18 protein-coding genes are annotated in these 17,837 nt (G+C 64.9%); 9 read left to right on the top strand and 9 right to left on the bottom strand.

The genetic code is table 11. From position 1 onward, the window contains the following. Positions 1-131: 131 nt before the first annotated feature. From ABFX19_RS13320 to ABFX19_RS13310, 3 genes are all read left to right on the top strand, one after another. Positions 132-2,018, top strand: a complete 1,887-nt coding sequence (locus tag ABFX19_RS13320) for a LuxR C-terminal-related transcriptional regulator (RefSeq protein ID WP_346028550.1) — start codon at positions 132-134, stop codon at positions 2,016-2,018. A gap of 140 nt (positions 2,019-2,158) precedes the next feature. After that, entirely contained in the window at positions 2,159-3,379 is a 1,221-nt protein-coding gene (locus ABFX19_RS13315; RefSeq protein ID WP_346028549.1) for an NRAMP family divalent metal transporter, read from the top strand. Further along, positions 3,376-4,176, top strand: a complete 801-nt coding sequence (locus tag ABFX19_RS13310) for a putative hydro-lyase (protein ID WP_346028548.1) — start codon at positions 3,376-3,378, stop codon at positions 4,174-4,176. The genes ABFX19_RS13315 and ABFX19_RS13310 overlap by 4 nt, the downstream gene beginning before the upstream one ends. Before the next feature lie 94 nt (positions 4,177-4,270). Here the strand turns inward: ABFX19_RS13310 and ABFX19_RS13305 are convergent, their stop codons facing one another. Continuing rightward, positions 4,271-4,495, bottom strand: coding sequence for a hypothetical protein (locus tag ABFX19_RS13305; protein WP_346028547.1), 225 nt, complete (start codon positions 4,493-4,495; stop codon positions 4,271-4,273). Positions 4,496-4,695: 200 nt separating this feature from the next. On the opposite strand from ABFX19_RS13305, the gene ABFX19_RS13300 reads away from it, so the two are divergent. Beyond that, positions 4,696-5,751: an NAD(P)-dependent alcohol dehydrogenase gene (locus tag ABFX19_RS13300; protein ID WP_346028546.1), complete on the top strand. Its 1,056-nt coding sequence runs from the start codon at positions 4,696-4,698 to the stop codon at positions 5,749-5,751. Further along, positions 5,748-6,620 carry a universal stress protein gene (locus tag ABFX19_RS13295; RefSeq protein ID WP_346028545.1) on the top strand — a complete coding sequence of 291 codons (873 nt, stop codon included), beginning with the start codon at positions 5,748-5,750 and terminating at the stop codon, positions 6,618-6,620. Before ABFX19_RS13300 ends, ABFX19_RS13295 begins: the two co-directional genes overlap by 4 nt. Here the strand turns inward: ABFX19_RS13295 and ABFX19_RS13290 are convergent. Genes ABFX19_RS13290 through ABFX19_RS13275 form a run of 4 tightly spaced genes read right to left on the bottom strand, consistent with a single transcriptional unit; the run spans position 6,610 to position 11,400 of the window. Continuing rightward, on the bottom strand, positions 6,610-7,290 hold the full coding sequence (locus ABFX19_RS13290; RefSeq protein ID WP_346028544.1) for a GntR family transcriptional regulator: 681 nt from the start codon (positions 7,288-7,290) through the stop codon (positions 6,610-6,612). The two genes, ABFX19_RS13295 and ABFX19_RS13290, sit on opposite strands and share 11 nt — an antisense overlap. A gap of 2 nt (positions 7,291-7,292) precedes the next feature. Then, the gene (locus ABFX19_RS13285) at positions 7,293-9,032 is read right to left on the bottom strand and encodes an acetyl/propionyl/methylcrotonyl-CoA carboxylase subunit alpha (protein ID WP_346028543.1); all 1,740 of its coding nucleotides are present in this window, start codon (positions 9,030-9,032) and stop codon (positions 7,293-7,295) included. After that, complete coding sequence (locus tag ABFX19_RS13280; protein ID WP_346028743.1) at positions 9,029-10,618, bottom strand: 5-oxoprolinase subunit B/C family protein; 1,590 nt, start codon at positions 10,616-10,618, stop codon at positions 9,029-9,031. Before ABFX19_RS13280 ends, ABFX19_RS13285 begins: the two co-directional genes overlap by 4 nt. 23 nt (positions 10,619-10,641) lie before the next feature. Beyond that, complete coding sequence (locus tag ABFX19_RS13275; RefSeq protein WP_346028542.1) at positions 10,642-11,400, bottom strand: LamB/YcsF family protein; 759 nt, start codon at positions 11,398-11,400, stop codon at positions 10,642-10,644. Between the two features lie 116 nt (positions 11,401-11,516). Here ABFX19_RS13275 and ABFX19_RS13270 point away from each other — a divergent pair, with 116 nt between their 5' ends. Both ABFX19_RS13270 and ABFX19_RS13265 read left to right on the top strand, forming a co-directional pair. Beyond that, positions 11,517-11,885 (top strand): serine/threonine protein phosphatase, encoded by a 369-nt coding sequence (locus ABFX19_RS13270; RefSeq protein ID WP_277359549.1) that lies wholly within the window; start codon positions 11,517-11,519, stop codon positions 11,883-11,885. Positions 11,886-11,932: 47 nt separating this feature from the next. Then, complete coding sequence (locus ABFX19_RS13265; protein ID WP_346028541.1) at positions 11,933-12,628, top strand: LmeA family phospholipid-binding protein; 696 nt, start codon at positions 11,933-11,935, stop codon at positions 12,626-12,628. An 88-nt stretch (positions 12,629-12,716) separates the two neighbouring features. On the opposite strand, the gene ABFX19_RS13260 is transcribed toward ABFX19_RS13265, so the two are convergent. Together ABFX19_RS13260 and ABFX19_RS13255 are read right to left on the bottom strand one after the other, a co-directional pair. Continuing rightward, complete coding sequence (locus tag ABFX19_RS13260) at positions 12,717-13,151, bottom strand: DoxX family protein (RefSeq protein ID WP_346028540.1); 435 nt, start codon at positions 13,149-13,151, stop codon at positions 12,717-12,719. Between the two features lie 92 nt (positions 13,152-13,243). Beyond that, entirely contained in the window at positions 13,244-13,819 is a 576-nt protein-coding gene (locus tag ABFX19_RS13255; RefSeq protein ID WP_277359552.1) for an NADPH-dependent F420 reductase, read from the bottom strand. 91 nt (positions 13,820-13,910) lie between these two features. Between ABFX19_RS13255 and ABFX19_RS13250 the strand changes: the two genes are divergently transcribed. Then, positions 13,911-14,390 carry a MarR family winged helix-turn-helix transcriptional regulator gene (locus tag ABFX19_RS13250; RefSeq protein ID WP_277359553.1) on the top strand — a complete coding sequence of 160 codons (480 nt, stop codon included), beginning with the start codon at positions 13,911-13,913 and terminating at the stop codon, positions 14,388-14,390. A gap of 165 nt (positions 14,391-14,555) precedes the next feature. Here the strand turns inward: ABFX19_RS13250 and ABFX19_RS13245 are convergent, their stop codons facing one another. Both ABFX19_RS13245 and ABFX19_RS13240 read right to left on the bottom strand, forming a co-directional pair. Beyond that, positions 14,556-15,332: an SDR family NAD(P)-dependent oxidoreductase gene (locus ABFX19_RS13245; RefSeq protein ID WP_277359554.1), complete on the bottom strand. Its 777-nt coding sequence runs from the start codon at positions 15,330-15,332 to the stop codon at positions 14,556-14,558. Next, positions 15,329-16,051 (bottom strand): FadR/GntR family transcriptional regulator, encoded by a 723-nt coding sequence (locus ABFX19_RS13240; RefSeq protein ID WP_277359555.1) that lies wholly within the window; start codon positions 16,049-16,051, stop codon positions 15,329-15,331. The genes ABFX19_RS13245 and ABFX19_RS13240 overlap by 4 nt, the downstream gene beginning before the upstream one ends. 200 nt (positions 16,052-16,251) lie before the next feature. Between ABFX19_RS13240 and ABFX19_RS13235 the strand changes: the two genes are divergently transcribed. Beyond that, positions 16,252-17,784 (top strand): GntP family permease, encoded by a 1,533-nt coding sequence (locus ABFX19_RS13235; RefSeq protein WP_277359556.1) that lies wholly within the window; start codon positions 16,252-16,254, stop codon positions 17,782-17,784. Positions 17,785-17,837: the final 53 nt, after the last annotated feature.

The following is a 17,837-nucleotide window of genomic DNA, read 5'->3' as shown; positions in this document are numbered from 1 at the left end:
AGTCCGCTCCACCCTTCAACCCAACCACTTGCGCCGTTCCGGCAAAATGAGGATTAACCCGAACGTTGCCATGAGGGAATACCCGCAGGGTGCCACCCGTTACGTGAGAACCGAGCGTCAGAGAGGACGTCATGGACCTAGTCGCGCAGAACCCCGTTACGCTGTACGGCGGATCGCACCGAATGACCGGTTTTCCCGAGGAACTTGATCCCATGATCGGGATCGCCAGGGACCTCGCCGGACGGTTCGAGATCCAGACGCTCCTCCAGCGGATCCTCGTCCATGCCACCTCCCTTCTCCACTGCGAGTCCGGCTCCATCGCGCTCGTCGACGAGGCCAAAGGTACGTACACCAAGAAGGTGGACATCGGCGTCGGCTGTCAGGAAGGGCAGACCTTCTCGCTTTCGGAGGGGCTTACCGGCAGGGTGGTCGGCAGCCGCTCAACTGTGGTGCTGGGAGCGTATTCTGAAATTGAGCGCGGCCACATCGCTGCCAATGATCCACGGTGGAACTGTGCGGTGATCGGTGTCCCGCTGCAGTGGGATGAGCAGATCGTCGGCGCGTTCATCCTTTTCAGTCCCGACAGCAGCCGCACCTTCACACGGGATGAGGCCCGCCTGGCGGAACTGTTCGCGGGTCACGCCGCCATTGCCTTAGGGAACTACGATCTCCATGCCCAGGCGGCCACCCGGGAACGCGAGGCCGCTGTAGCAGCAGAACGTGAACGCGCGGTGCGGGACGTGCATGAAACCCTCGGCCGATCACTCGCAGCACTGTTGCTCAGCCTTGATGATGCGGACAAGGCCCTGGCCGGGGTGAGCGAAGGCTCGGGCACTGACATCCGGAAAGCCTCCGCCCATATCAGCACGGCGAAAACCGTCGCCCACGATGCGCTGGCTGAAACGCGCCGGACGGCACTGGGGCTGGGACCGGCGTCGTTGGCTGGTAAATCGTTGGAGGAGGCCATCCGCGGGGAACTGGTGTGGGCGGAAGCGATGTCCGGTGCAGCCACTCGGTTGACCATCATCGGGGACCAGCTGCCGCTTGCCCCAGAGGTTGAGCATCAGGCGTTCAAGATCGTGCAGGAAGCCCTGAATAATGTCGTCCTCCACTCGCGTGCTGCGAGTGTGCGCGTCGGGCTGATATACGACGGCGGTTCCCTGGCCGTGGTGATTGAAGACAACGGGCGGGGATTTGACCCGGACGCTGCGCACGGTGACCACTCGGCGCTGCCCACCAGTTGCCTTGGCCTGCACGGCATGACATCGCGGGCCATCCATCTCGGCGGAACCCTGCAGATCGACAGCGTTCCGGGATGGGGAACAACGGTCAAGGCGGTCCTGCCGCATGCCGCTCCTGGCCGTCGGGCAGTGCAGGAGCCGCGGTGGCGGATCCTCATTGCCCACGACGCCCCCGTAGTGAGCGCCGGGCTGGTGAGGCTGCTCGGCATCGCTGAGCCTGCCATCCAGGTCGGAGCCGAGGTCCACTCGGCGGACCAGCTGCTGGAAGCGTATGAACTGCTCCATCCCGATGTCGTGCTGATGGACCTGGACATGGTGCACGCGAACACCGCGCTGGTCGGCAGGATGAGGGAACTGGGTCCTGACGCCGTCGTCGTGGTGCTGACCGATAACCCGACCGTCGATCAGGTGCGCTCGGCGAAGCAGGTGGGCGTGCGCGGATTCATCAACCGCCGTGCCGGCGGCGAATCTATTGCCCGGACCATTGTGGCGGCTGGGCAGGGGCAGGCGTTGCTGGAAGGGGACGTGTTTGATCGTCTGCTGGACTCGTCCGGGGAGAAGGAGACGGACAATCTGACCACCCGCGAACGGGAGGTCTGCGCGATGGTGATCCGTGGAATGGCGGACAAGCAGATCGCGCGTGAACTTCAGATCTCGGTGAAGACAGTGGAGAAGCACGTCGGCTCTATTCTCCGCAAGACCGGTGCCCGCAACCGGACCATGCTCGTGGGGATGAGCGGGCGGACCGCCGACTCTTTGCTCCAGTTCGACGGGTGAGTTGCGAGCCGGCTGGGCTGGACCGGAAGCAATGATGAGAAGTTGTTGAACAATCTCTTGCCAATATTGTTCAACAACCTGTATCGTTCCTCGGGACGATAATTGTGACGCTAGTCACCCCGACGTTACGGACGGATCCCATGGCAGAAGGCAGCACCAAACTCAATCTGAGCTCCTCAGCTCGGCGCTCAGCACTGCTGGGCGCGATGTTCCTGATGGCGACCAGCGCCATCGGCCCCGGCTTCATCACCCAGACAACGGTCTTCACCGCACAGCTCGGCGCGGCGTTCGCCTTCGCCATCCTGGCGTCCATCCTCATCGACATTGCAGTGCAAATGAACGTCTGGCGGGTCATCGGAGTTTCCGGGCTGCGGGCGCAGGAGCTCGGCAACCGGGTGGTTCCCGGCGTCGGCTGGTTCCTTGCGGGCCTGGTCTTCCTCGGTGGTGTGGTCTTCAACATCGGCAACATCGCGGGAACGGGCCTTGGCGCCAACGCGATGCTCGGCGTTGACCCGAAGATCGGCGGCGCCATTTCCGCCGTCATCGCCATTTTGATCTTCGTCAGCAAGCGGGCCGGTATGGCGTTGGACCGCATTGTGGTTCTTCTCGGCGCCATCATGATCCTGCTGATGATCTACGTGGCCATCGTTGCGGCTCCACCGCTGGGTGACGCGCTGAAAAATACGTTCCTGCCCGAGGAGGTCGACTTCCTCATCATCACCACGCTGGTCGGCGGCACTGTCGGCGGCTACATCACGTACGCCGGCGCACACCGCATGCTCGACTCCGGCGCCACCGGGATTGAACACGTCCAGCAGATCACGCGCAGCTCGGTGATCGGCATCATTGTCACCGGCGTCATGCGGGTACTGCTGTTCCTGGCGATCCTTGGAGTGGTTGCCGGCGGCACCGTCCTGAGCAGCAACAACATGGCGGCCGAAGCTTTCGGCGCCGCGGCCGGTGAGATCGGAATGCGGGTGTTCGGCATCGTCCTCTGGGCCGCTGCCATCACCTCCGTGATCGGCGCCTCGTTCACCTCGGTTTCCTTCATCACCTCCTCGAAGACCCCCGAACGCAAGCGGAACCTCATCACCGTTGCCTTCATTGTGGTCTGCGGCACGGTGTATCTCTTCCTCGGCCAAGCGCCTCAGCAGCTGCTGATCTTCGCAGGAGCGTTCAACGGTCTGATCCTGCCGGTCGGGTTCGGTGTGCTCCTGTGGGTAGCCTGGCGCCGTCGCGACCTCATGAACGGCTACAACTATCCGAAGTGGCTGCTGATCGTCGGTGTGGTGACCTGGCTGCTCACGCTCTTCCTCGGCTGGACCTCGATCATGGGGCTCGCGCAGCTGTGGTCCGCATGATCAGCTGGAGCCCGGAAGACCGCGCTGCCGCCACGCCGGCCGAAGCGCGGGAGGCCTTTCGCAACGGACTGGTGGTGCCGACGTCGGGCTGGTCCCGCGGCTACGCCCAGGCCAACGTGCTGGCCATCCCGCGTGAGCAGGCCTTCGACCTGCTCCTCTTTGCCCAGCGCAACCCGAAGTCCTGCCCCATTCTGGGCGTGCTCGAGCCGGGGCAGACCGCGGGGCCGCTGCTGGCGGGCGGGGACATCCGCACCGACGTCCCGAAGTACACGGTGTACCGGAACGGCGAAAAGGTCGACGAGCCAACCGACATCGGGCGTTACTGGCGCGAGGACCTCGTTACGTTCCTGATCGGCTGTAGCTTCACTTTCGAAGCTGCGCTGCAGGACGGCGGCGTCCGGATTGCGCACATCGACCAGGGCGTCAACGTGCCGATGTATCGGACAAACCGTGAGTGCGCTCCCGCCGGCGCCATGTCCGGTCCGTTGGTGGTATCGATGCGCCCTGTCCCGGCGGCACAAGTGGCCGACGCCGTCCGGATCACGTCCCGCTACCCGGCTGTTCACGGTGCGCCGGTGCACGTGGGCAATCCGGAGGAGCTTGGCATTGCTGACCTTGGCGCCCCCGACTTCGGTGAGGCTGTCCAGATCCCCGACGGACACCTGCCGGTGTTCTGGGCGTGCGGCGTGACCCCGCAGGCGGCAGTGATGCAGTCCCGTCCGCCGCTGGCCATCGGCCACGCACCCGGGCATATGCTGATCACCGACGCGAGGGACAGCGACTACCTGGTGCCGTAAGCCCCGAGTTCAGGGAACTTTTGCGCAGGTCTAGTGGCTTCCGACCCCATCGAAGCCACTGGACCTGCGCAAAAGTTCCAGGGGGTGGCGCGCTTCAGCGGCGGATTCCCCGGCTGAAGTACAGGATTGGTCCCAGGACATTGAGGCCAATCCCTACCGCCCACAGGCTCTTACGTCCGTTGACCTGGCTCTCGGGCCGCCTGGCTAGGTCAACCCACGCGGTAGCCGCGAGCGACAACTGCACCGACGCAGCGGTCAGAACCGCTCGTTGCTGCGCGGGCGTCAGGTCGCTCCACTTTCTGGCCTTTATTGTCTTCATCACAGGTCACCGCCCGGTCTTGGTTCATTCGTCGCTGTGCAGCGATCCATCTGGTCACCCTATTTTATGGAACGGGCACAGGGCTCTACCGCGGGGCGCCCGAAGAGGGCACACTGGGGTCAACCGCTGCAATCGACGCGCTGACCCAGGAGGTATGTCATGGGAGACCCCGACCCACCCCGGCTTGTGGAGGAGTACTCGTGAGGGCGCTCCAGTACCGTGCTGTCGGCACCCCTCCGGAGGTTGTCGAGGTCGAGACGCCGGTGCCCGGGCCTGGGCAGGTGCTTCTGCGCGTCACAGCCGCGGGCGTGTGCCATTCGGACCAGTTCATCATGGACCTGCCCGAGGATCAGTACATCTATGGGCTGCCTCTTACGCTGGGTCACGAGGGAGCCGGTGTCGTTGAATCCTGGGGCGACGGGGTGAAAGGCCTTACCGTCGGCGAGCCGATGCTGGTCTACGGGCCGTGGGGGTGCGGACGCTGCTACACCTGCGCGCAGGGCAAGGAGAATTACTGTGAGGTAGCGGCAGAGCTCGAAATCAGGCCTCCCGGTCTGGGTGCGCCGGGGGCGATGGCGGAGTATCTGCTTATTGACGATCCTCGTCATCTTGTGCCGCTGGGAGATCTGGACCCTGTTGCCAGTGTGTCCCTGACCGACGCAGGATTGACCCCGTACCACGCCATCAAGCAGTCCCTGCCGACCCTGGTCCCCGGGTCGACCGCTGTGGTCATCGGTGTCGGCGGACTGGGCCATGTAGCCATCCAAATTCTGCGCACGCTGACGGCGAGCACCATCATTGCCCTTGACCAGTCAGAGCCGAAGCTGGATCTCGCCCTCGAAGTCGGCGCTGACCACGCGTTTGTGCCGGGTGAGGATGCGGAGAGGCAGATCCGGGCTCTGACCGGCGGCCGGGGCGCAACGGCGGTCTTCGACTTTGTGGGAGCACCAGCGACAACGGCCTTTGCATCACAAGTGGTGAGTGTCGGCGGTGAAATTGCAATTGTCGGCGTCGGCGTCGGAACGGTGGATGTCGGATTCTTTTCCACGCCGTGGGATGCCGCTGCACGGGCTCCCTACTGGGGATCGCGGTCCGAACTGATGGAAGTGGTGCAGCTGGCGCGGGCAGGAAAGATCTCCGTGGAGGTTGAGACTTTCAGCCTTTCCGATGCGCCCGTCGCATATGAACGGCTGCGGGCCGGCACTATCCGCGGCCGCGCAGTCATCGTGCCCGAACAGCAGGAACCCGGACGGTGAGTGGTGCTGTGGGATCCGCTCACTCTCCGTCGCGCCGCATCGTCGTCGCATTCCGGGACGGGGAAAGGGGGCCGGCTATTCTACGGTGGTCAGCCGAGCGCGCCCGGCGCACCGGTCAATCCGTCACCCTGGTGCATGCGATTCCTGACCCGTCACTCGTCCTGCCGGTGGCTGCGGGAGGGACACCCTACCGCAGCCTGGTGGACGCGGCGCGGCAGTTGATGGATGACGAGGAAGCACGCGCGGAGCTGGAGTACCCGGATGTTCGGTTCGCCTCAACCGTTCACTGCGGTGAAATCGTCGACGCATTGCTGGGTATCGCGGAGAACGCGGCACTGGTGGTCGTAGGGGCTGACCGGGTAGACCGACGGACCGGGGAGTACCTGGGATCGGTCGGCCATCAGGTTGCGCTGGGAAGTGCATGTCCCGTCGTGGTCCTTCCCCGTGATGCGCAGGCTCTTGACGGCGGCAGCGGGGGAGTAGTTGTGGGCGTCGATGGCTCGCCCGAGTCCCATGCAGCGCTTCGCGTGGCCGTCGTTGAAGCAGACCGTTCTGGTCACGCGCTGACGGTCGTCACTTCATCGAAAGGCACGGAAACCGCCGACGACGGTCCAACCGGTGATGCTGCTTCCCAGGAACTCGCGGACATGCTCGATGCCCTGCGCGCCAGTTACCCGGAGGTGCGGATCTCCCGGTTGACCGATCTGGAGCGTGCTCCAGACGAAGCGCTGAAGTACCGCGCCTCAGGCGCCTCCCTCCTTGTCATCGGGCGGCACGGCCGTGGGGCGAGGTCCGGAATCCAGTTGGGGTCCGTCACTCACAAGCTTCTGCTGGATCCGCAGTGCCCCGTTATGGTGATCACCGGTTAGGGGCCTCGCCCTCGAGGTGCCCCAGCAGCTCGGACTCGGCGGCGTCGAGGTAGGCCCGCAGGTCAGCGGCTGCACGCTCGTTCTCGCCCGCGCGTAGCTGCTCCACGAGCGCCGCATTGCGGTCCACGTAGTGCGTGTGAAAATCGGGCGCCGCGGACATGGCATGGAACACCAGCCGCATCTCCGCCAGGACCTTGTCCATCAGTTCCCGCAGCAATTCGCTGCCGGTCAGGCTGACGACAGCCTCGTGGAACGCCTGGTTCGCGTTGGCCATGTCGCGAACGGAGCCGGCATCACGTGCAGCTTTGGCCTTCCGGATGATGGCGTCCATCGCATCGAGCTGTGCAGGAGTGGGCCGGCCCCAGAGCACGGCCGAAGGTTCAATAGTCCGCCGGACCCGGTAGATTTCGCGCACTTCCTCTGCACCGGGCGCTGCCACGAAAACGCCCCGGTTGGGAATGCGCGTCACGATCGACTCACCGGCGAGTGTTGCGAACGCCTGCCGCAACGTATTCCGCGAAACCCCCAGCGACTCCGACAGCGCCTGCTCCGACAACTTCGACCCCGGCGTCAATTGCCCCGCCGCAATCCGTGCGCGCAGTGTTGAGGCAATCCACGCCGTCGTATGGGCGTGCTCAGCTGCGGTTGTCGTATCCGTTGCAGTATTCATGGCTACTCAACCGTACCCAACACCTCACCACGTACGACGGCGGCACCCGGCTCCTGCCCGCCACGCCGGAAAGTGCCGGCGGACGATGCAGAGACCACGGTCTCCATCTTCATTGCCTCCACCACCACGACGGGCTGGTCCGCGCTCACCTGGGCGCCGTCGTCGGCCAGCCATTTCACGAGGTTGCCGCCCATCGGGGCGGTGATGGCGCCGTCGTCCGCTGTCTTCTCCTCCACACCGGAAGGAGGAACGACGGCGGTGCTTCCGCCGCTCATCAGCGCAGCGAACACCTGCGCCGGCAGGCCTAGTTGAACGGCCTTACCGTCGAGCTCCACCGTGAGCGTCTCCCGGCGGGCAACGGGGCCGGTGAGCCCACTGTCGAGCGAGGCAGCGAGGCGCCCGGTGAACTCGGACTCGATCCACGTGGTGTAGACGCCGAGGCGGTCGGTCTGGGTGAAGTCCGGATCGCGGACAACCGCACGGTGGAACGGGACCACCGTGGGGAGCCCTTCGATCCGGAGCTCGTCCAGGGCGGTCCGCGCACGGCGCAGGGCTTGCGCGCGGTCCGCGCCGTGGACGATCAGCTTGGCCATGAGGGAGTCGTATTCGGCCGGAACGCTGGAACCGGAACGGACGCCGGTGTCTACGCGGATCCCGGCGCCGGTGGGGGCCTCGAATACGTCGACCGGCCCGGGGGAGGGCAGGAACCCGCGGCCGGCGTCTTCGGCGTTGAGCCGGAATTCGATGGCGTGGCCGTGCGGTACAGGGTCCTCGGTGATGGACACGGGCAGGCCGGCGGCGATGCGGAACTGCTCGCGCACGAGGTCAATCCCGGAGGTCTCCTCGGTCACCGGGTGCTCCACCTGCAGGCGGGTATTGACCTCGAGGAAGGAGATCACGCCGTCGGGCGCCACCAGGTACTCGACTGTTCCTGCACCGGTGTACCCGGCTTCGCGGCAGATGGCGCGGGCGGATTCGTGAATGCGGCTGCGCTGGTCATCGGTGAGGAACGGCGCCGGTGCTTCCTCCACAAGCTTCTGGTTGCGCCGCTGCAGCGAACAATCGCGGGTGCCGACAACCACTACGTTCCCGTGCGTATCCGCCAGCACCTGCGCCTCGACGTGGCGGGGTTTCTCCAGGAACCGCTCGACGAAGCACTCGCCGCGGCCGAACGCGACGGTGGCCTCGCGGACGGCGGAGTCGAAGGCGTCGTCGATGTCTTCGAGCCGGTGGGCGATTTTGAGCCCGCGGCCGCCTCCGCCGAAGGCCGCCTTGATCGCCACCGGCACGCCGTGCTCCTCGGCGAAAGCACGGACCTCGTCGGCGTTGGCAACCGGGCCGTCCGAGCCGGGGACCAGCGGAGCGCCTGCCCTCACCGCAATCTCGCGCGCGGTGACCTTGTTGCCCAGACTGCGGATAGCCTCCGGTGAGGGACCGATCCACGTCAGTCCGGCGTCGAGCACTGCCTGTGCAAAGTCGGCGTTCTCGGAGAGGAAGCCGTAGCCGGGGTGAACGGCGTCGGCACCGGCACGGGCCGCGACGTCCAGGAGCTTCGGGATGTTCAGGTAGGTGTCCGCGCTGGCCGAACCGCCGAGCGCATAGGCCTCGTCACTGAGGCGGACGTGCAGGGCGTCGGCGTCGGGATCGGCGTACACCGCCACGGATGTGAGCTCCGCATCGGCACACGCGCGGGCAATCCGGACAGCAATCTCGCCGCGGTTGGCGATCAGGACCTTCTTCATGGCTGGGGCTCCATTTCGATGAAACGCACGGTGGTGCCCGGCGACAGTTGGGCGGCAATAGGCAAATCCTCCGGCACGACGACGCCGATCACCGGATAGCCGCCGGTGACCGGATGGTCGGCAAGAAAAAGAACGGGAAGGCCCGACGGCGGCACCTGCAGTGAGCCTGCCACCACACCTTCGCTGGGGAGCTCCTCGGTGCGTGCGCGTTCCAGGGGCCGGCCGTTAGTCGCCCCGAGGCGGACGCCGATTCGATTGGACTCAGCGGTCACCGTCCAGGGCTGTTCGGTCAGCGTCGCTTGCGACTCAGGGGTGAACCAGTCCTGCCGGGGGCCGGTGGTGATGTGCAGGGTGACCGTTTTCCGGTGCTCGAGAATGTCCGGCGGGAGAGGGGAAGTTTCGGGGGCGCCGACAGTGCGCCCATTCCCGACATCTCCCACAGGCAACACCGCCCCCTTTACGAGGACCGCCGGGCCGATGCCCGACATCAGGTCAGTCGAGCGACTGCCGAGCACCGGGGCAACGTCGATTCCACCGCGGACGCCGAGGTAGGTTCGCAGCCCCGACTCTGGGACGTCGAGGGAGAGTTGTTCGCCGTCGTGCAGGGCGAAGGGCGAGCACATCGGGACGTTGCGCTCGCCCCGCGGGCCGTCAATCTGCGCGGGCACCGATGCGCCCGAAAGTGCCAGCGTCAGTTCCCCGTGAGCGCGGACGGCCAGTCCGCCGAGGACACTTTCGACGACGGCGTCCCCCGGCTGATTGCCGACCAGTCGGTTGGCCTGGCGGGCGCTCGCGGTATCGGCAGCGCCGGATGCTGACACGCCGAGGTCACCGAGTCCTGGCCGGCCGAGGTCTTGGATCAGCGACTGCGGGCCGGGGCTAAGTACCTCAAGGGCGGGGCCGGCAGCGGCAGGGAGGGTGGCGTCGTCGTCGTTCGTGTCCTGCGTGTCCGCAAGTTCGATCGCCTCCCGTACCGCGACATACTGCACCGGAGTGCCGGGGCGCAGCAGTGCGGGCTGTTCTCGGTCGAGGTCCCACATACGGGTGGAGGTGCGGCCGATCAATTGCCAGCCGCCGGGGGAGCGCCGCGGGTAGACGGCGGAGAAGTTGCCAGCCAGCGCTACTGATCCGGCGGGGACGGCGGTCCGGGGGCTGGTGCGGCGCGGGACGTTGAGGGATTCGTTTTCACCGACGAGATAAGCGAATCCCGGGGCGAATCCGCCGAAGGCAGCCGTCCAGATTTGTCCGGTGTGGGCTTCGATGACGCCATCAGCGCCGAGGCCGGTGAGGCGGCCTACCTCGGGGAGGTCATCGCCGTCGTACACCACCTCGATCCGGACCGGATCGGCGGAGGTCAGCGCGTCCTTCGTCTGGGCGACATCGAGCGCGGAGACGGCAGTGCGGGCAGCACGGGCGCTACCGCTCGAGTCGAAGACCGCGAGAACCGTGCGGGCCGCGGCGAGGACATCGACCTGGCCGCGCAGTGGATGGTCGACCAGTTGCGCATGGAGGGCCAGTACGGCGTCGAGCGATTCGAGTTCGATGAGCAGGGCGCGCGGCCCGGCCCAGTGAATTTCCGTCAGCATGCTGCTGTGAGGGGCGCCAGCGCTCACACGAAGCTCCGGATACCGACGCCGGCAGCCTCCAGTTCGCGGCGGACGGCGGCGGACATCGCTACTGCGCCGTCGGTGTCGCCGTGGAGGCAGATGCTTTCGGCGCTGGTGCGGATAGCGGAGCCGTCGCGGGCGATGATGGTGCCTTCGGTGGCGAGCCGGACCATGTTGGCGGCGACGGTGTCTTCATCGTGGAGGACGGCGTCGGGTTCCCGGCGGGAGACCAGGGTGCCGTCCGGGTTGTAGGCGCGGTCGGCGAAGGCTTCGGAGACTCCGCGGAGTCCGGTGGCTTCAGCGGTCTTGAGCGCGACCGAGCCCGGCAGGAGCAGCATCGGGAGGTCGCCGCCGAAGGCCTTGACGGCGTCGACTACTGCCTTGGCCTGGACCTCGTGGGTGACGATCGTGTTGTAGAGGGCGCCGTGTGGCTTGACGTAGCGGATGATGCCGCCGGCTGCGCGGGTAATCGCGTCGAGGGCGCCGATCTGGTACAGGACGTCGTCGGCCAGTTCTGTGGGGGAGCAGTCGAGAAAGCGCCGTCCGAAGCCGGCCAGGTCCCGGTAACCGACGTGGGCGCCGATGGTGACGCCGGCGGCAACTGCGTCGCGGCAGGTCTGGGCGATGGTGGACGGGTCACCGGCGTGGAAGCCGCACGCAACGTTGGCGCTGGAGACGGAGCGGAAGATGGCGGCGTCGTCGCCCATGGTCCAGTTGCCGAAGGACTCGCCGACGTCGCTGTTGAGGTCGATGAAAGCCATAGTGATCCTCGTCTCGTTTGTGGTTCACCCAGCATGCACGAGATTCACAGATTGTTCAACAATATCCGCTCACTTTGGTGTCGCGCTCCGGCGAATGGGCTTCATATAGTGGCCGTATGACTAACGCGCTCCCGGCCGAGAACATCTTCGACCACAGGCGGTCGTCCGATGGTGAGCACGTTGGCTACATCCATCTCACCGACGATGGCCTGTTCGCTCCGTTCGACCTCCTGCATCGTCCAGCCGGCGAAGCGACGGAACTGGAGGATGCGGAGAATCTTCTAGACGAACTCGGTCTTCGAATGTTCATTGAGGATTGGTGGCTGGACCTTGATGGGCGGCGCGTCAAGGTGCTGATTCAGGAGGTTCGGCGGGACACCATTTCGGTTGCTCAAGCGATGGATGGACCGATCGCCAAGTCGGTCGATCTCCTGGCAGTCATCGAGCTTCCCCTTCCCACCGATCGACTGAGTCAGACCGCCTGACCGACGGGGTTCACCCATCCCGCGCTCGGAACCACCACACTGTTCATATGGAGTGGGCGCGTGCGAAGGACTGGCTGATCGGTGCCGTTGGGATGATTCTTGTCCTGGGCATCACGATTGCCATCCTCTGGTGGGTGGTGAGCAGCCCGGCGGGTGGGTCCGGCGCGGAGCCAACGCCGTCGTCGACCGCGGATATGCCCGGCGACCTTCCGCCGCCTGCAGCTCCTGGCGATCTTAGCGAAGACGAGACGTGGCTCGCCGATCTTGAGCTGGACGCCGGAACAGTGGTGACCGTCGGCTCGACGCTTCGCGACGTACAGGCTGTCGGTCAGGATGTGGTCACGGGGCCGGACGGTTTGGTCGCGGCCCGGCTCTCCGTGGACGCCACGGTGCCGTTCGAGGTTGTCGCCGACGAATTGGGAGAGGGAACCGTGGTCCGTGCAGCGGAGGGGGGCCAGGCCGCCGTCGTTCGCACAGTGGAGGTGCTGGGCCGCGAACTTCGCGTCGTGGCCACCGGCACTGTCAAGGTCGAGGGCGGCAGTCTCGTGGTCGAACCCCGCTCGATCGACATTGGCGGCCCGGACTTCCTCTCGAACGCAATCGGCACCGTGGTGCGCAGCCTCGTGACTATCGAGCACGAGATTGAAGGTCTACCCGAGGGGCTTGTGCTGCAGGACGTCACCGTTCACGAGGACGGTTTCCGGGCCAATCTGACGGGTGCGGACGTTCGTTTGGGTCCTTAGTGCCACCCGCTGCTGCGGGGAGCACTCCGGGCACGCAAAAGGGGAGGAAGCCAGTGCAGGCTTCCTCCCCTTTTTCAGGTCTAAGTGCTTACGCGAGCACACTCACGCGTGAGTTCCGGCGGCCGAACAGCGCGTAGTCAGCCGAGGCGCGGCCCGGACCAACCAGTGCGAGGGTCAGCGCGGCGGCACCGAGCAGCAGCACTAGCTCGTAGCCGTTGTTCGCTACGAAGACGCCGGCGGAGACGTGCACCAGGATCAGCGCGCCCAGCATGTCGAGGGTCAGCAGCACCGCGACGGGGCGGGTGAGTAGGCCGAGGATCAGGGCGATTCCACCGACCAGCTCGAGCGTGGCAATCACGGGGGCGGCGATCTCGGCCATGGGGATGCCCATGTCACCGAACGCGGCAGTGGTGCCGGCAATGGTCCACTCGTTGAACTTCTGCCAGCCGTGTGCGGCGAAAAGGAAGCCGACGACGACGCGAAGCACGGTACGGGCAGTGGTGGTCAGGGTGGCGTTGTTCATGAAAGTCCGTTTCGGGGTTCGGGGCTGGGTAGAACGAGCGACGCCGGTGCGCAGTGGCTGAGCACCGGCGTCGTGCTGGTGATTGTGGCTGATTAGCGGACGAGAGCGAATCCGCTGGTCCACTGGATCTTCTCGCCGGCGGCGAGGGTCAGCTGCAGGAAGCCGATAGCTTCGAGCTCGCGGGCGCGGGCGAGGGAGCCGGCGTCGACGGCGTCCACCCCGCCAGCCTTGACGGCATCGGCGAGGCGGTTCTTGGCGTCGGTGTCGTCGCCGGCAATGAGCACGGTGGTCTGGTTGGAGCCGACAGTCTTCGAACCGAGAGTGGCCGCAAAGTTGGTGTTGAAAGCCTTGACGACCTTCGACGACGGCAGTGCCGACGCCAGCTCAGCGGCGGCGGAGCTGTCAGCGGCAACCACGAGGGAATCGAAGGTTTCGAAGTTCAGCGGGTTGGTGATGTCGACGACGACCTTGCCAGCCAGCTGATCGCCGTACTGCGCCACGATGTCCTTGAGTGCGGGGTAGGGGACTGCGAGAACGACGACGTCGCCGTTGACGGTGGCGCCGGTGCTGGAGGAGTCGATGTGCTCGACGGACGAGCTGCCTGCTGCGACAACGCTTGCGATGGCGCTGCCCATGTTGCCCTTGCCGAAGATGGTGAACGAAGTCATGTGGAGCTCCTTGAGAAAGAATTGCTTGCGGGTACAACTAATAAGTTAGCAGCGATTAGTTGTAGATGCAAGCATTACGTAGAATGGAGGCATGACGCGATGGCTCAGCATGGATGAACAGGAAGTATGGAAGCGCATGGCGGCGGTGCTCGAGCTGCTGCCGGCGGCACTCGATGGGCAGTTGACGCGTGATGAGGATCTGACGCACTTCGAATACTTCGTTCTTGCGTCTCTGTCTGAGGTGCCCGGGCGGACGTTGCGCATCACGGCGCTGGCGTCGCAGACCAATGCAACGCTTCCGCGGCTTTCCAGAGTGCTGACCGGCTTGGAGAAAAAGGCGCTGGTGGAGCGGAGCGAGTGCAGCGAAGACCGGCGTGCCAAGAACGTGACGCTCACCGAAACGGGGTGGGCCAAGTTGGTAGGCGCTGCTCCGGGTCACGTTGAGCATGTGCGCGGGATGGTTTTTGATCAGCTCACGCGTGAGCAGGTGTCGGAGCTGTCCGACATCACCACGCAGTTGTTGAAGAAGCTCGACCCCGAGGGGCGGATGTTCGCTTCGCTGGGGAAGTAGTTTTGGGGCGCTTCGGAACGGCCAGCGCTGATAGCATTCCCGCTTTCGGATAGCGTTCCAGCCATCGGATGGCGGTAAACGGCTATCCGATGGCTAAAGCGCTATCGGCGTGCATGTCAGCTAACCAGTCCGAGCGGTGGCTACGGCGGTTTTTGGGCAAGTTCGTCACGAAACCTGCAGGCCACCATTGATGTCGTAGGTAGCGGCAGTGATGAACCCGGCATCAGGACCCACCAGGAACGAGATGAGGGCAGCCATCTCATCCACGGTGCCTACGCGACCCACCAGGATATCCTTCGACATGTCCCGCTTGCGCTCCTCCGTGAGGGTTCCTCCCATGATGTCGGTGTCAACCGGACCCGGCGCAATGCTGTTGACCGTAATGCCGTGCTCACCCATTTCCCGTGCGAGCGCACGCGTAAATCCGATGATGCCGGCCTTTGACGCGCTGTAGGCCACCTTGGAATAGGTACCTCCGCCACGCTGGGCGGAGATCGACGAAATGCTCACCACACGCCCGAGCTTCCGCTCGATCATCCCGTGCAGCACCCGCTGCGTCACGAGGAACGTGCCCGTCATATTGACTGCGAAAACCCGCTCCCAGGCTTCCTTGGTTTCCTGCATGAACTCGGTGGGGGAGCTGATCCCCGCGAGGTTCGCCAGTGCCACAATGGGCGGCAACTCGGCTTCGATCCGGCTGATCGCTGCATCAACGGAAGCCTCATCGGACACGTCGGTCGCCACACCGATTGCCTGAACGCCGTGCCGTTGCGCGATGTCCGCCGCAGCCTCTTCGGCAGCGGCCCCGTCGATGTCGAGAATCCCGATGTTCCAGCCCTCGCCGGCCAACCGATTGGCTGTTGCGCGACCGATTCCGCGCGCGGAAGCCGCGCCTGTGAGTACCGCTGTACGGCTTGAGGGGAATTCTGCTGGTTCGGTCACCTTTGCTCCTGATGCTGATCGTTGTGATGGATGAAATGCTCGTAGTCGTCATAGGTCTGGTTGATGTGGGCCTGCATCGCTTTTCCGGCCACTTCGGCATCACCGGTCCGGATAGCGTCTAGCACCAACGCATGGTGCTCAAGGGCGTGCTTCTGCACTTCAAGGAACGACGACGTCTCCCGCCGCATGCTATACAGCAGCTTGCCCAGCGGGCCCAGAATGACCGGAATGAAGGGGTTCGCCGACGCCCGGAAAACTGCTTCGTGGAAGGCAAGGTCAGCTGTGGTCACAGCGTCGAGGTCTCCTGCCTGATGCGCAGCCTGCAGCGCCGCGTTTGCGTCTTCCATGCGGGCAAGGTCCTCGTCGGTGGCATGCAGTGCAGCGAGTTCAGCAGCCCCGATCTCAACCATGCGACGGATTTCCAGGAGCCGGAGTGAGACGTCGGGCGAAGCGGACGCCGCGGTCGCGGAACGCAGGATCGCCTGCAGGTCCGTCCACTGTGCGCTCGGGTTGACGTACGTTCCCAGTCCGCGCCGCACCTGCACCACATTCTGGGCCTGAAGCTTCTTCAATGCCTCCCGCACGGTCAGCCGGCTCACCTCCGTCGCGGCCGCCAGTTCGCCCTCAGACGGAAGGAACTCACCGGGAGGATAGGTTCCGCTGATGATGCGCTCAAGGATCTCTTCAAAAACGGACTCAGCCAGCGAAGCGCGTGCCACCAGCACACCCCCCGGCCCGGCTGACGGGGTGCAACGCTGCTCTGAACATCCGCACCACGTTTCCTCCCCAAACACTTGTCAGACGTCATATGTCCGGTGCTAGTGTGACACTCAGCACATCGCTCGTCAATGTACTTCGGGCACGTGCAGACCCTAAGACGGCAACGAGGCTTGCTTAGCTGACGAGGAGCACCAATCACGTGGACATACAACTTCTTTTGGCGCTGGTTCTTGGAATAGCGACCATCATCATCCTTGTGCTGAGAACGCGCCTCGACGCGTTCGTGGCACTGCTTATTGCCGCCCTGGTCACCGGGCTTGTAGCCGGGCAGGCACCGCTCGAGATCGTTTCGGCCATCACCACCGGGTTCGGCAATACCCTTGCATCCATCGGGATCGTGATCGGTCTGGGCGTGGGAATCGGAAAGATTCTCGAGGTATCCGGTGCCGCCAACGCGCTGGCTCTGGCCTTCCTGAAACTGTTCGGCAAGGGGCGCGAACCCTGGGCAATGGCAAGCGTTGGGTCGCTCGTCTCCATCCCGGTGTTCTGTGACTCCGGCTACGTGATTATGAACCCGCTGGCCCGCTCCATCGCCAGGGTAAAGCGCGCTGGCTACATCACGCTGGCACTGGCCCTTGGCTGCGGTATGACGCTGACGCACCATATGGTTCCGCCGACGCCGGGTCCCCTCGCTGTTGCCGGTATTCTCGGCACGGACCTGGGAGCTCTCATCCTTGCCGGGCTTGCGTTCACCATCATCCTGTTGCCGGTGGTCGTGTTCTACGCGAAATGGATCGGGCCGAAGATCGAGCCCGGCATGTCGGAGACCATCCGTGAGACCGTGTACGGCCGTGCCGCCACGCACCAGCATGGCCGGACAACCACCGCGCTCGCAGACCATGACGATCACGCGTCAGGCGACACCGCTGCCCGGGCCATCGGTGCAACCGGGCCGTCGGAGGATTCCGAGTACGGCTCCACCATCGACTTCGACAGTTCCGAACTGGGCACGCCCCCCGCGGGAGCCAAGCCACACAAGGTTGGAGCCTTTGTTGCTTCCCTGCCACTGGTGGTCCCGCTGATCCTCATCATTCTCAACACGGTGAGCGGTGCAATCGACCAGAGCAACCAGGGAGTTGTCGGTACCGGTGAGTACGAGCCCTCCGCGTGGGCCGTCCCACTGGCCTTCATCGGTAACCCCGTGGTTGCCCTCGTGATTGGCGTCATCCTTGCCGTGTACGTGCTCCTGCCCCGTTGGACTCCGCGTTCCAAGGTGCAGGGCTGGTTCGCTGATGCTGCTGCGTCAGCCGGGCTCATTTTGCTCATTACCGGCGCAGGCGGCGCACTTGGCCAGGTTCTGCGTAGCTCAGGAGTTGGTGATGCCCTCGCTGAAGCCATCGCAGCGACAGCCCTTCCAGCCTTCCTGGTCCCGTTCCTGATCGCGACCCTGGTGCGCATCGCGCAGGGCTCCGGCACTGTCGCCATGATTACCGCGGCTTCGGTCACGGCTCCGCTGGTCACCTCGATTGGCGTTGACCCCCTGATCGCGGCGCTTGCCTGCACCGCTGGATCCATGGTGTTCAGCTACTTCAATGATTCCTACTTCTGGGTGGTCACCCGCTTCTCAGGGCTGGAAGGGACCGCGGCGCTCAAGGGCTGGTCAGGAATTACGACGGCGGTGTGGGCCGGCTCGATCCCGCTCCTGTTCATCGCCAACGCAATTCTTGGCTGACCGCCTATCTCTGCCCAACTAGTGCACAGCACTGCTCCCTGGGAATGCTTCCC

It is taken from the genome of Arthrobacter parietis, assembly GCF_039530425.1.
GTDB classification, from domain to species: Bacteria; Actinomycetota; Actinomycetes; order Actinomycetales; family Micrococcaceae; genus Arthrobacter_D; species Arthrobacter_D parietis.
This window is presented reverse-complemented; position numbering and strand designations above follow the sequence as displayed.